Below are 13,023 nucleotides of genomic sequence, written 5' to 3' on the forward strand. Positions count from 1 at the left end.
GCGCCGCGAATGGGCCGCAAAGCGGCCCCAGCTTCACCATGGCATTACTGCGCCTGATAGATCTGGTCGAACACACCGCCGTCGTTGAAGAACTTCGGTTGTGCAGTCTTCCAGCCACCGAAGTCCTTGTCGATGGTTACCAAATCCAGTTTCGGGAATTGCTTGCCGTATTCGGCAGCGACCTTCGCGTCACGTGGGCGATAGAAGTTTTCGGCGGCGATTTTCTGGCCGGCCGGGCTGTACAGGTGCTTGAGGTATTCCTCGGCGATCTGCTCGTTGCCCTTTTTCTGCGCGTTCTTGTCGACCACGGCTACGGGTGGCTCGGCGAGAATCGACAACGAAGGCACGACGATTTCGAACTTGTCGGCGCCGCCGTCTTCCTTCAGCGCCAGGAAGGCTTCGTTTTCCCACGCCAGCAGCACATCGCCCTGACCGTTGTTGACGAAAGTGATGGTCGAGCCACGGGCGCCGGTGTCGAGTACCGGTACGTGCTTGAACAGCTCTTTCACGTACTCGGTGGCCTTGGCTTCGCCCCCCTGTTTCAGGCCGTAGGCCCAGGCAGCGAGGAAGTTCCAACGGGCGCCGCCGGAGGTCTTGGGGTTCGGGGTGATGACCGAGACGTCCTTCTTGATCAAATCGCCCCAGTCCTTGATGCCTTTCGGGTTGCCCTTGCGCACCAGGAACACGATGGTCGAGGTGTACGGGGTGCTGGCGTCCGGCAGGCGGGTCTGCCAGTTGTCCGGCAACGTCTTGCCGAGCTTGGCGATTTCGTCGATGTCGCCGGCCAGGGCCAGGGTCACCACGTCGGCGCGCAGGCCGTCGATCACCGCGCGGCCCTGCTTGCCCGAACCACCGTGGGACTGCTGGATCTTCACCTTGTCGTCCGGGTGCGCTTGCTGCCAGTGCTTGATGAACTCGGCGTTGTACTGCTGATACAACTCGCGGGTCGGGTCATAGGACACGTTCAGCAGTTCGTAGTCCTTGGCGATGGCGGAACCGGCAAAAACGGCACTGGCCAGGGCGGCGAGCGCATAACGGCGGATGGACATGGTGAAGCTCCCGATTGGCATTTTTCTAGTTTTGAAGGTGGGGCGGTATCAGCCAGGCTTGTGGCCAGGCTGTTGCAGGCGGAACTTCTCCTTGCGCTCGATCTGCACGACCTGAGCGTTGTGCACGGTAATCTCCACCGCACCGAAACGCAGATCGCGCAGGGCGCTCTGGATCTCACGCAGAATGGTGGCTTCGTCCTGACCGTCGATGCTACGCAGAGATGCACTCATGCTCGTTCTCCTGTGAGTGAGGTGCCGGGCAGAGGTGTGAAGGGGATTTGCGCCTGGCTTGAGGGCAATAGTAGTGAGGCGCGGATATTCTTAAAAATACTGTTTAAGAATGTTTATATAACCATTTATTAAGGCGTTGACGCGGTCCTTTGTGGGAGCGGGCTTGCCCGCAAATACTGCGGTGAATTCACCACCGCATTCGCGGGGCAAGCCCGCTCCCACACGGGTCAATGTGTGCTTGAAGCTTTGTGTTCAGGCTCGCGAATCTTGTACCAGGCCACATACAGCGCCGGCAGGAACAACAGCGTCAGCAGCGTTGCACTGATGATGCCGCCGATCATGGCGTAGGCCATCGGCCCCCAGAACACTTCGCGGGCAATCGGGATCATGCCCAGGCTGGCCGCCGCCGCCGTCAGCAGGATAGGCCGCCGCCGGTGGTTGGTGGCCTCCACCACGGCATCCCACGGCGAATAGCCCTGGGCCTCGAACTCGTCGATCTGGGTCACCAGGATCACCGAGTTACGAATGATGATGCCGGCCAGGGCAAGAATACCGAGGATCGCCACGAAGCCCATCGGCGTGCCCGTAGGCACCAGCGCCAGCACCACGCCGATCAGCCCCAGTGGCGCCACGCTGACCACCAGGAACAGCTTCTGTGTGCTGTGCAGCTGGATCATCAGGAAGGTCGCCATGAGGAACAGCATCAGCGGAATGACCTTGGCGATCGGGCCTTGCGCCTTGGCACTCTCCTCCACCGTACCGCCCGTCGCCACTTCATAACCGACCGGCAACTGGCTGGCGAACTCGTCGATCTTCGGCTTGAGCTGCGCCACCAGGTCGGTGGGCTGGATCTCGCCGTTAACCGAGGCCTTGATGGTGATGGTCGGCTTGCGGTCGCGACGCCACACCAGCGGCTGCTCCAGTTCATAGCGTACGGTGGCGAAGGCCAGCAGCGGTATCGAGGTGCCGCTTGGGGTGACGATCTGCAGGTTTTGCAGGGTGTCCGGCGAACCCCGTTCGCTGTCCACGGCGCGGGCGATCACATCGATCAGGTAGATGTTGTCGTTGACCTCGGTCACCGGCGCGCCGCTAACGATGCTGTTCATCACGTTGGCCACGTCTTCGGACGACAGCCCCAGCTGACGCGCCTTGTCCTGGGCAATTTCGACGCGCAGGACCTTACCGGGCTCGTTCCAGTCAAAAATCATCTCGCCGATGTGCTCGTTGGCATCCAGCAGCGTGGCCAGGTCGATGGCGTGCTTGCGCACCTGGTCGATGTCCTTGCCGCTGACCCGATACTGGATCGGCCGGCCCACGGGCGGGCCCATCTCCAGCGACTGGACGTTGGTGCCGATACCGACGAACTCTTCATGCAGCAGTTTCTGCAGGCGCGCCATCATCCCCGCGCGCTCCTCGAAGCCCTTGCTGACGATGACCAACTGGGCGTAATACGGGTTCTGCAATTGCTGATCCAGCGGCAGATAGAAGCGGATCGCCCCTTGGCCGATGTAGGTGCTCCAGCGCACCAGGTCCGGGTCGTCCTTGATTCTTGCCTCCAGCCGGTCGACCACCTTGCGCGTCTCCTCGATCGAGGCGTTCTGCGGCAGGTTGAGGTCGACGAGGATTTCCGGGCGGTCAGAGGACGGGAAAAACTGGTTCTGCACGAAACGCATGCTGAAGATCGATAGTGCGAACAGCAGGATGGTGCCGATGATGGTCAGCCAGCGGTGGCGCATGCACCACATCAGGCCGCCTTCGAAGGCACGCCCGACCCGGCCGGGCTCTGCCTCGTGGGCCTTGAGCTTGTCCGCCTTGAGAATATGCACACCGAGCACCGGCGCGAAGAACACCGCCACCACCCAGGACACGATCAACGCCACGGCGATTACCGCGAACAGCGTGTAGGTGTACTCGCCGGCGGAACTGGCGTTGAGGCCGATCGGCACGAAGCCGGCCACGGTCACCAGGGTGCCGGTGAGCATGGGGAATGCCGTCGAGGTGTAGGCAAAGGTCGCCGCCGCCTCCTTGCTCTCGCCCATTTCCAGGCGCGTGACCATGACCTCGACGGTGATCATCGCATCGTCCACCAGCAGGCCCAGGGCGATGATCAGCGCGCCCAGCGAGATCCGCTGCATGGTGATGCCGCTGTACTCCATGAACACGAAGACCATCGCCAGCACCAACGGAATCGAGCAGGCCACCACCAGCCCGGCACGCACGCCGAGGCTGACGAAGCTCACCGCCAGCACGATCACCACCGCCTCGAACAAGGCGCTGGTGAAGCCGCCGACCGCTTCTTTGACCACCACCGCCTGATCGGACACCGTGTGCACGCCAACGCCCACCGGCAGATCCTTGATCACACTGGCCATTTTCTTTTCCAGCGCGGCGCCGAACACCTGGATGTTGCCGCCAGCCTTCATGCCGATCGCCAGGCCAATGGCGGTCTGGCCGTTGTAGCGGAACATCGGCGAGGGCGGGTCGACGTAGCCGCGCTCGATATCGGCGATATCGGCCAGGCGGAAAAACCGGTCATTGATGCGCAGGTTGACGGTCTGCAGGTCCTTTTCCGAAGCGAACTGCCCGGTGGTGCGCACCGAAATGCGCTCCGGGCCAGCCTCGATCACCCCGGCAGGGGTCACGGCGTTCTGTTGTTGCAGGGCTTGCATGACCTGGCGCTGGTCGATGCCCAGGGCTGCCAGCTTGCGGGTGGAAAATTTGAGGTACAACACTTCGTCCTGGGTGCCGATCAGCTCGATCTTGCCGATGTTGGGCACTTCGCGCACCTCGGCGCGGGCCTGCTCGACGTAATCGCGCAACTGGCGCAGGGTCAGGCCGTCGGCGGTGAAGGCGTAAATCGAGCCGAACACGTCACCGAATTCGTCGTTGAACCCTGGCCCCTGGATACCCTGGGGGAACTCGCCGCGAATGTCCTGGATCTTCTTGCGGACCTGGTACCAGATCTGCGGGATGTCGGCGGCCTTGGTGGTGTCGCGCAGGTAGACGTAGACGGTGGACTCACCGGGGCGGGTGTAGCTCTTGGTGTAATCGAGCGAGTCGAGCTCTTCGAGCTTCTTCTCGATGCGGTCGGTGACCTGGTACAGCGTTTCGTCCTGGGTCGCGCCCGGCCAGCGGGTCTGGATCACCATGGTCTTGATGGTGAAGGACGGGTCTTCTTCACGGCCCAGGTTGAAGTAGGAAAAGATCCCCATCAGCAAACCGACGAACATCAAGTACCAGACGAAAGACTGGTGGCGCAGTGCCCACTCGGACAGGTTGAAGCTTCCTTTCATTGCGCGTCCTCGTCATAGGTGACTTTCTGCCCGGGCTTGAGGCTGTTGACGCCGGCGGTGACCACGCGCTCGCCAGGTTGCACTCCGGACGCCAGCACGATGCTGTCGGCGGTGCGTTCCACCAATTTCACATCACGGGTAGCGACGGTTTTCTGCTGGGTGTCGACCACCCACACCTGGGTCTTGCCATCGCGCTCCAGCAGCGCGCTCAGGGGCAATTCGCTGCGCGGGGTGATCGCCGACGTCAGGGTCACGCTGATCGCCGTGCCCAGGTGGAAGGCTGCAGGGGTGCTGGCCAGGGTCAGACGCGCGCGTCGTGTGCGTGTGGCGGCGTCGGCCTGGGGCTCCAGTTCGCGCAGGGTGGCGGTGGTGTTGATGCTGCTGTCGAGCTGCGAAGCGACGGTGAAGGTGAGGTCCTTGGCCAGGGCTTCGGCGATGCCGATGGGCAGGTCGATCACGGCTTCCTTGACGTCGGGGCGGGCCAGGGTGACCACCGCCTGCCCGGCGGTGACGGTCTGCCCGGCTTCGGCCTGCCAGGCAGTGATCACTGCTGCATGGTCGCTGCGCAGGGTGCTGTAGTCGAGCTGGTCGCGGGCCTGGCTGACGGCTGAACGCGCCTGTTCCAGGCTGGCGCCGGTAGTCTTCAGGTCGGTCTGGGCGATGTCCAGCTGGGCCTGGGCACCGACGCCGCGGTCGTACAGCTGCTGCTGGCGGCGGGCGTTGGCCTGGGCGTTGATCCATTGCGCCTGGACCTTGGCCAGGTCGCCCTCGGCAGCGCGCAACTGGTTCTGCTGGTCGGTGGGGTCGAGGGTGGCCAGGGTATCGCCGGGTTTCACCTGCGCGCCGACATCCAGCCATCGCCGGGCGATGCGTCCGGCTACCCGGAAGCCCAGGGTACTCTCGAAGCGCGCCTGGATCGTCCCGGCGAAGCGGCCAAGCTGCGATTGCGCCTGGGCCTCGACCAGGGTCGAAAGCACCGGGCGCACGACCTCGGGTTGTTCTTCTTCGCTGCCGCACGCCGCCAACAGCAGGCCTGCAGCACAGATCAGCAGCACGCGCTTCATGGTGCAGCCCCTCCATCCTTGGCATCGACTTTTTCCACCTGCATGCCCGGATGCAACAGCTGGCCACCGGCGACCACGACCGTCTCACCGCCTTTGATACCTTGGGCGATGACCACCTTGCCGGTCAGGTAGCGGGTGACCTGGACCTTGCGCAGTTCGACCTTGTCGCCGTCACCCACCACCCAGACAGCGGGTTCGTGCAATGCCTTGGTCAGCGCCGCCCAAGGCAATTCGATGCTTGGCCTGCCCTGGGCATTGGCGGTGGCGGTCACTGGCGAGCCCAACTGCATGGCCGGCGGGACGTTGCGCAGAGCCACCTTGACCTGCACTGTGCCGCTCTGCGCGGAGACGGTCGGGGTCACTTCGCGGACAAAGCCCTGGGCCTGCACCTTGGGGTCGTCGAGCAGGCTGACGATCACGCCCGCATCACTCGGCGGCGCCACCAGCAGCGACTCGTAAACGTTGAACACTGCATCGCGGTCACCATCACGGGCCAGACTGAAGATCGGCATGGTCGCCTGCACCACCTGACCGACCTCGGCCTGGCGCTCGGTGATCACGCCATCGGCCTCGGACACCAGCGCGGTGTAGCTGAGTTGCTCATTAGCGTTGGCCAGTTGTGCCTGGGCGGCTTTCAGCGCGCTCTGGTTGCTGCGCAGCGCGGCCTCGGCGGAGTCGTACTCGCTCTGGCTGGTGTAGCCCTTGGGCAACAGCTTTTGCTGGCGGACGAACGCCGCGCTGGTCTGAGTGACCCTAGCCTGCGCGGCGAACACTTCGGCCTTGGCCGAGTCGACGTTGTTCTGCAGGTCTTTCGGGTCCAGCCGCGCCAGCACCTGGTTGGCCTTGACGTGGTCGCCGACATCGACGCTGCGCGAGATGATCTTGCCGCCCACACGGAACGACAGGTCAGTCTGCACCCGCGCCTGCACGTCACCGGTCAGGGTGACCCTGGCGGCGAAATCGGTGGGTTGCACTTGCACGACACCGACCCGAGGCATGACCTCGGGCAGTTCTTCCTTGCCGCAGCCTGTGAGCAGGCCTAGCAGCCCCAGGCCTACGGCCAACAGTGGACGCGTCACCCTCATGCAGGCTCCTAGCTTGCGCGCAAATGATTCGTGGGATGCGACTGTTAGCGTAGATCAGGGTTCAGAAAAAACACTGATGGAGGTCAGTTGGGCGGGTATGGCGGCTGTTCGGGCCTCTTCGCGGGCAAGCCCGCTCCCACAGGATCACCTCGAGTTCGAGATCTGAGGTAACTCTGTGGGAGCGGGCTTGCCCGCGAAAGGGCCGGCCCGGCCATCCATTCATTACTGGCACATGCAGTAACGAACTGATGTGAGACCTAACCCGTACAAACACTACTTTTCATTAAGGGATTACTTATCAAGGACGAATTCAGTGACTCTCGCTCAACCACACCTACTGCGACGCGGTCGCTTCTCAGAGCCCGGCAGGCTCTACTTGCTGACCACCATCACCCACCAACGAAAGCCGATTTTTCACGACTTCCAGCACGCTCGCCTGGCCATCAAACAACTGCGCATTTCGCATGAAAGCCGAGAGTGCGATTCACTGGCCTGGATTGTGATGCCAGATCACCTGCACTGGCTGGTCGAGTTGAGAGCAGTGACACTGGGTACATTGATGCGCAGGTTCAAGTCACGCACGGCCATCACGTTGCGAAGAGCAGGCGTGAGGCACAAGCCGATATGGCAGCCGGGCTATCAGGACCATGCGTTGCGGCGGGAGGAGAGTGTGGTGCATGTCGCCAGGTACATTGTTGCCAACCCGTTGCGGGCGGGGTTGGTCAAAAGTGTCAGAGACTATCCGCATTGGGATGCGGTCTGGCTCTGAATTTGTGGTGAAGCCTTCGCGGGCGAGCCCGCTCCCACAGGATCGCCACAGTCTTGAAATCTGTGGTGATCCTGCGGGAGCGGGCTTGTCGGCGCGAAGAGGCCGGTCAGGCCGAAGCAGCCGCTGCGGCAGGCCGCTTAACCTGCGGCTGCGACACATGGGCCGCAGCCCCTTCTTCGATCGCCTGCTGGATCGCCTTGCGACGACGTTCTTCTGCACGGCGGCTGAAGAACCAGACAAAGAAAGTCACCAACGACACCGACAGCAGGATCAAGCTGGCCACGGCGTTGATCTCCGGCTTAACGCCCAATCGCACCGCCGAGAACACTTCCATCGGCAAGGTGGTCGAACCGGGCCCGGAAACGAAGCTGGCCAGCACCAGGTCGTCCAGCGACAGGGCGAACGACATCATGCCGCCCGCCGCCAGCGAGGGCGCGATCATCGGGATGGTGATCAGGAAGAACACCTTCCAGGGCTTGGCACCCAGGTCCATCGCCGCTTCTTCGATCGACAGGTCCAGCTCACGCAACCGCGCCGACACCACCACCGCCACATAGGCCGCGCAGAACGTGGTGTGGGCGATCCAGATGGTGACGATGCCGCGCTCCTGCGGCCAGCCGATCATCTGCGCCATGGCCACGAACAGCAGCAACAGCGACAGGCCTGTGATCACCTCGGGCATCACCAGCGGCGCGGTGACCAGGCCACCGAACAGCGTGCGGCCCTTGAAGCGGGTGACCCGGGTCAGCACGAAGGCCGCCAGGGTACCCAGCGCCACCGCCGCCACCGCCGTATAGCAGGCGATTTCCAGCGAGCGCATCACCGAACCCATCAGCTGGGTGTTGTCGAGCAGGCCAACGTACCACTTGATCGACCAGCCGCCCCACACCGTCACCAGCTTGGAGGCGTTGAACGAGTAGATCACCAGGATCAGCATCGGCAGGTAGATGAACAGCAAGCCGAGCACCAGCATCAGCTTGGAGAAACTGAAGCGTTTCATGCGCGGCCCTCCATTTCTTTGGCCTGGCTGCGGTTGAACAGCAGGATCGGCACGATCAGGATCGCCAGCATCACTACCGCCAGGGCGGACGCCACCGGCCAGTCGCGGTTGTTGAAGAACTCCTGCCACAGCACCTTACCGATCATCAGGGTTTCCGGGCCGCCCAGCAGTTCCGGGATCACGAACTCACCCACCACCGGAATGAACACCAGCATGCAGCCGGCGATGATGCCGTTTTTCGACAGCGGCACGGTGATCTTCCAGAAGCTGTTGAAGGTGCTCGAACCCAGGTCCGAGGCGGCTTCGAGCAAGCTCTGGTCGTGCTTCACCAGGTTGGCGAACAGCGGCAGGATCATGAACGGCAGGTACGAATAGACCACGCCGATGTACACCGCCAGGTTGGTGTTGAGGATCTGCAGCGGCTGGTCGATCAACCCGATCCACATGAGGAAGCCATTGAGCAGGCCGTTGTTGCTGAGGATGCCCATCCAGGCATAGACGCGGATCAGGATCGCGGTCCAGGTCGGCATCATGATCAGCAGCAGCAGGACCGTCTGGGTCTCCTTCTTGGCGTTGGCGATGGCGTAGGCCATCGGGAAGCCGATCAGCAAGCACAACACGGTGCTGATGAACGCCATCTTCAACGAGCCCAGGTAAGCCGATATGTACAGCTCATCCTCGGTCAACAGGCCGTAGTTGGCCAGGTTGAGCACCAGTTGGATCTTGTCTTCGACGTAGCTGTAGATTTCGGTATACGGCGGGATCGCCACGTCGGCTTCGGCGAAACTGATCTTCAACACGATGAAGAACGGCAGCATGAAGAACAGGAACAGCCAGATGAACGGCACGCCGATCACCAGGTGCCGCCCCTCCGGGACCAGGCGCTGGAAGGCTCGCTTGAGCTTGCGCAGTTTCATGACCGCAGTACCACGCCGCTGTCGTCTTCCCACCACACGTACACTTCATCGCCCCAGGTCGGACGCGTGCCCTGGCGCTCTGCGTTGGCGACGAACGACTGCACTACCTTGCCGCTCGGCAGCTCGACGTAGAACACCGAGTGGCCGCCCAGGTAGGCGATGTCGTGGACCTTGCCGCGCGACCAGTTGTGCTCGCATGTCGGCTGCTCGGTGGTGACCAGCATTTTCTCCGGGCGCAGGGCGTAGGTGATGTGCTTGTCTTCGACCGAGGTGGTGATGCCGTGGCCGACGTAGATTTTGCGCTCCAGCTCCGGGCTGGCAATGATCGCGTGGCCTTCGGCGTCGTCGACCACTTCACCCTCGAACAGGTTGACGTTGCCGATGAATTCGCACACCAGGCGGCTGGTCGGCGTCTCGTAGATATCCACAGGCGAGCCGATCTGGGCGATCCAGCCCAGGTGCATGATGGCGATGCGCTGGGCCATGGTCATGGCCTCTTCCTGGTCGTGGGTCACCATCACGCAGGTCACGCCGACGCGCTCGATGATCTCGACCAGCTCCAGTTGCATCTGCGAACGCAGCTTTTTGTCCAGCGCGCCCATCGGCTCGTCGAGCAGCAACAGCTTGGGGCGCTTGGCCAGCGAGCGAGCCAGGGCCACCCGCTGACGCTGGCCACCGGACAGCTGGTGCGGCTTGCGCTTGGCGTATTGGGTCATGTGCACCAGCTTGAGCATCTCGGCCACGCGGGCGTCGATGTCGGCCTTGGGCAGCTTGTCCTGCTGCAGGCCGAAGGCGATGTTCTGCGCCACGGTCATGTGCGGGAACAGTGCGTAGGACTGGAACATCATGTTGATCGGCCGCTCATAGGGCGGCATGTCGGTGATGTCGACGCCATCGAGGAAAATCCGCCCTTCGGTCGGACGCTCGAAGCCGGCCAGCATGCGCAGCAAGGTCGATTTGCCCGAGCCGGAGCCGCCCAGCAAGGCGAAGATCTCGCCCTTGCGAATTTCCAGTGACACATCGTCTACGGCGATGGTTTCGTCGAACTTCTTCGTGACCCGGTCGATCTTGACCAGCACCTGCTTGGGTTGCTGGCCACCCTCGAGGGCTTTCTTATAGGCACCGGAGGCAACTGCCATGAGTGAAACTCCCAACAAGATTTGTGTGCCCGCCGCTGCTTGGTCAGCGGGCCTGGATTGTTACTTGCCCGACTTGACCTTGGTCCAGCTGCGGGTCATCAAACGTTGCACCTTGGGTGGCAACTCACTGTTGACGAACATCTTGTCCAGCACTTCCTGCGGTGGGTATACCGCGGCGTCAGTCCTCACGGCCTGGTCCATCAGGTCGCCAGCCTTGGGGTTCGGGTTGGCGTAACCGACGTAATCACTGACCTGGGCGATAACCTCAGGTTTCAGCAAATAGTTGATGAAGGCATGCGCCTCTTTGACGTTCTTGGCGTCCTTGGGGATCGCCAGCACGTCGAACCAGAGGTTGCCGCCTTCCTTGGGAATGGCGTAGGCCAGGTTCACGCCCTTCTTCGCTTCTTCAGCGCGGGCCTTGGCCTGGAACACATCACCGGAGAAGCCTGCCGCGACGCAGATGTCGCCGTTGGCCAGGTCGGTGATGTACTTGGACGAGTGGAAGTAGGTCACGTACGGGCGCACCGCCAGCAGCTTCTGCTCGGCCTTGGCGTAGTCCTTGGGGTCGGTGCTGTTGGGGTTGAGCCCCATGTAGTTGAGCACCGCCGGGAGCATTTCGTCCGCCGAGTCGAGGAAGGCCACACCACATTTGGAGAGCTTCTTCATGTTTTCGGGTTCGAACAGCACGGCCCAGGAATCGATGGTGTCCACGCCCAGCGCGGCTTTGACCTTCTCGACGTTGTAGCCGATGCCATTGGTGCCCCAAAGATAAGGCACGGCGTACAGGTTGCCCGGGTCGTTCTTTTCCAGGCGCTTCATCAGCGCCGGGTCAAGGTTGGAATAGTTGGGCAGCAGGTTGCGGTCGAGCTTCTGGAACGCGCCCGCCTTGATCTGCTTGCCGAGGAAATGGTTGGACGGCACCACCACGTCATAGCCGGTGTTGCCGGCCAGCAGCTTGCCTTCCAAGGTTTCGTTGGAGTCGAAAACGTCCTGCACGGGTTTGATACCGGTGGCTTTTTCGAAGTCCGCGAGTGTGGTCGGGCCGATGTAGTCGGACCAGTTGTACAGGTGCACCGTAGGCGCCGCTTGGACGCTGCATGCCAGCGTCAGGCCCGCTCCAGCCATCAAGGCTTTGCGTAAAACAGAAATAGACAAGTGGGTGGTCCTCAAAATCAGTGCCCTGGTAACGGCGCGGTGCTGCCGCGCGCATAAAACCGGCGCGCAACTTACCTTCGCAGCCTCGATGCCGCAATCAACAATTGCCATTCACTGGCTCTGGGCCGGGAAAGCCCGGCCCAGAGGTGTTGCATCGGGGTTATTTGCCCGACTTGATCTTGGTCCAGCTGCGGGTGATGTCGCGCTGGGCGGCCTTCTCTGGTGCCTTGATGGCGTACAGCTGCGCCTTCACTTCGTCAGACGGGTAGATAGCCGGGTCGCTGGTGATGTCTTTGTCCACGAACTCGGTGGCCGCCTTGTTGCCATTCGGGAAGCGCACGGCGTTGGTGATACCGGCCATCACTTTCGGCTGCAGCAGGTATTCCATGAACTTGTAGGCAGCGTCGACGTTCTCGGCGTCCTTCGGAATCGCGACCATGTCATAGAAGGTGCCGGCACCTTCCTTCGGAATGACATAGTCCAGCTTGACCTTGTCGCCCGCTTCGTGGGCACGGGCCTTGGACTGCTCCAGGTCACCCGAGTAACCCACGGCCACACAGATGTTGCCGTTGGCAAGGTCCGAGATGTACTTGGAGGAGTGGAAGTAGGTGATCGAAGGGCGAATCTTCAGGAACAGATCTTCCGCAGCTTTCAGGTCTTCTTTCTTGGTGCTGTCGCTCGGCTTGCCCAGGTAGTGCAAGGCGGCCGGGATCATCTCGGTCGGTGCATCGAGGAAGCTCACGCCACAGCTCTTGAGTTTTTCGATGTTCTCAGGCTTGAACACGACGTCCCACGAGTCGATCTTGTCGATGCCCAGCGCGGCCTTGACCTTCTCTGGGTTGTAGCCGATGCCGATGGAGCCCCACATATACGGGAAGGCAAATTTGTTGCCCGGGTCGCTGGCATCGCCAACGGCCTTGAGCAGGGCCGGGTCGAGGTTTTTCCAGCTCGGCAGCTTGGAGCGGTCCAGCTCCTGGTAGACGCCGGCCTTGATTTGCTTGGCCAGGAAATTGTTGGACGGCACGACGATGTCATAGCCGGACTTGCCTGCCAGCAGCTTGGCTTCGAGGGTTTCGTTGCTGTCGAAGACGTCGTAGACGACTTTGATGCCGGTCTCTTTCTCGAAGTTGGCCACGGTGTCCGGGGCGATGTAGTCAGACCAGTTGTACACGTGCAGTACTTTGTCGTCAGCCTGAACAGCGGTGGCCATGGCACCCATCAGGGCTGCAGCCAGCAACGTCTTGCCCATTTTCTTCATGCGTCATGCTCCAGAATTTTTATTTAGCCATCTGTTCAGCAGCCAGGACCTACGGTGCAGAGC

The 13,023-nt window shown here is 61.9% G+C and carries 11 protein-coding genes; 1 reads left to right on the forward strand and 10 read right to left on the reverse strand.

Translation table 11 applies throughout. The features are described 5' to 3' along the window. Positions 1 to 44: 44 nt before the first annotated feature. From ACZ6YA_RS14440 to ACZ6YA_RS14460, 5 genes are all read right to left on the reverse strand, one after another. Entirely contained in the window at positions 45 to 1,049 is a 1,005-nt protein-coding gene (locus ACZ6YA_RS14440) for a sulfate ABC transporter substrate-binding protein (RefSeq protein WP_465897798.1), read from the reverse strand. Between the two features lie 48 nt (positions 1,050 to 1,097). Next, positions 1,098 to 1,280, reverse strand: coding sequence for a sulfur starvation response protein OscA (oscA, locus tag ACZ6YA_RS14445; protein ID WP_264311110.1), 183 nt, complete (start codon positions 1,278 to 1,280; stop codon positions 1,098 to 1,100). A 227-nt stretch (positions 1,281 to 1,507) separates the two neighbouring features. Then, on the reverse strand, positions 1,508 to 4,573 hold the full coding sequence (locus ACZ6YA_RS14450) for an efflux RND transporter permease subunit (RefSeq protein ID WP_465897799.1): 3,066 nt from the start codon (positions 4,571 to 4,573) through the stop codon (positions 1,508 to 1,510). Continuing rightward, complete coding sequence (locus ACZ6YA_RS14455; RefSeq protein ID WP_465897800.1) at positions 4,570 to 5,637, reverse strand: efflux RND transporter periplasmic adaptor subunit; 1,068 nt, start codon at positions 5,635 to 5,637, stop codon at positions 4,570 to 4,572. The genes ACZ6YA_RS14450 and ACZ6YA_RS14455 overlap by 4 nt, the downstream gene beginning before the upstream one ends. After that, a complete protein-coding gene (locus tag ACZ6YA_RS14460) occupies positions 5,634 to 6,722 on the reverse strand; it encodes an efflux RND transporter periplasmic adaptor subunit (protein ID WP_465897803.1) in 1,089 nt (362 codons plus the stop codon). Before ACZ6YA_RS14460 ends, ACZ6YA_RS14455 begins: the two co-directional genes overlap by 4 nt. A gap of 313 nt (positions 6,723 to 7,035) precedes the next feature. Between ACZ6YA_RS14460 and ACZ6YA_RS14465 the strand changes: the two genes are divergently transcribed. Beyond that, positions 7,036 to 7,491 (forward strand): REP-associated tyrosine transposase, encoded by a 456-nt coding sequence (locus ACZ6YA_RS14465; RefSeq protein WP_465897804.1) that lies wholly within the window; start codon positions 7,036 to 7,038, stop codon positions 7,489 to 7,491. Between the two features lie 106 nt (positions 7,492 to 7,597). On the opposite strand, the gene ACZ6YA_RS14470 is transcribed toward ACZ6YA_RS14465, so the two are convergent. From ACZ6YA_RS14470 to ACZ6YA_RS14490, 5 genes are all read right to left on the reverse strand, one after another. Further along, a complete protein-coding gene (locus tag ACZ6YA_RS14470; RefSeq protein WP_465897805.1) occupies positions 7,598 to 8,491 on the reverse strand; it encodes an ABC transporter permease subunit in 894 nt (297 codons plus the stop codon). Next, positions 8,488 to 9,408, reverse strand: coding sequence for an ABC transporter permease subunit (locus tag ACZ6YA_RS14475; RefSeq protein ID WP_465897806.1), 921 nt, complete (start codon positions 9,406 to 9,408; stop codon positions 8,488 to 8,490). Before ACZ6YA_RS14475 ends, ACZ6YA_RS14470 begins: the two co-directional genes overlap by 4 nt. Further along, the gene (potA, locus tag ACZ6YA_RS14480) at positions 9,405 to 10,547 is read right to left on the reverse strand and encodes a polyamine ABC transporter ATP-binding protein (RefSeq protein WP_403133669.1); all 1,143 of its coding nucleotides are present in this window, start codon (positions 10,545 to 10,547) and stop codon (positions 9,405 to 9,407) included. The genes ACZ6YA_RS14475 and potA overlap by 4 nt, the downstream gene beginning before the upstream one ends. 60 nt (positions 10,548 to 10,607) lie before the next feature. Beyond that, complete coding sequence (locus ACZ6YA_RS14485) at positions 10,608 to 11,702, reverse strand: polyamine ABC transporter substrate-binding protein (protein WP_465897807.1); 1,095 nt, start codon at positions 11,700 to 11,702, stop codon at positions 10,608 to 10,610. 160 nt (positions 11,703 to 11,862) lie between these two features. Further along, the gene (locus tag ACZ6YA_RS14490) at positions 11,863 to 12,960 is read right to left on the reverse strand and encodes a polyamine ABC transporter substrate-binding protein (RefSeq protein WP_465897808.1); all 1,098 of its coding nucleotides are present in this window, start codon (positions 12,958 to 12,960) and stop codon (positions 11,863 to 11,865) included. Positions 12,961 to 13,023: the final 63 nt, after the last annotated feature.

The sequence above is a fragment of the Pseudomonas sp. NPDC090752 genome (assembly GCF_055584805.1).

What these genes read in the sequence shown, in the direction of transcription:
- ACZ6YA_RS14440 (WP_465897798.1), bottom strand. Translation starts at nt 1,049, where the DNA reads ATGTCCATCCGCCGTTATGCGCTCGCCGCCCTGGCCAGTGCCGTTTTT.
- oscA (WP_264311110.1), bottom strand. Translation starts at nt 1,280, where the DNA reads ATGAGTGCATCTCTGCGTAGCATCGACGGTCAGGACGAAGCCACCATT.
- ACZ6YA_RS14450 (WP_465897799.1), bottom strand. Translation starts at nt 4,573, where the DNA reads ATGAAAGGAAGCTTCAACCTGTCCGAGTGGGCACTGCGCCACCAGTCT.
- ACZ6YA_RS14455 (WP_465897800.1), bottom strand. Translation starts at nt 5,637, where the DNA reads ATGAAGCGCGTGCTGCTGATCTGTGCTGCAGGCCTGCTGTTGGCGGCG.
- ACZ6YA_RS14460 (WP_465897803.1), bottom strand. Translation starts at nt 6,722, where the DNA reads ATGAGGGTGACGCGTCCACTGTTGGCCGTAGGCCTGGGGCTGCTAGGC.
- ACZ6YA_RS14470 (WP_465897805.1), bottom strand. Translation starts at nt 8,491, where the DNA reads ATGAAACGCTTCAGTTTCTCCAAGCTGATGCTGGTGCTCGGCTTGCTG.
- ACZ6YA_RS14475 (WP_465897806.1), bottom strand. Translation starts at nt 9,408, where the DNA reads ATGAAACTGCGCAAGCTCAAGCGAGCCTTCCAGCGCCTGGTCCCGGAG.
- potA (WP_403133669.1), bottom strand. Translation starts at nt 10,547, where the DNA reads ATGGCAGTTGCCTCCGGTGCCTATAAGAAAGCCCTCGAGGGTGGCCAG.
- ACZ6YA_RS14490 (WP_465897808.1), bottom strand. Translation starts at nt 12,960, where the DNA reads ATGAAGAAAATGGGCAAGACGTTGCTGGCTGCAGCCCTGATGGGTGCC.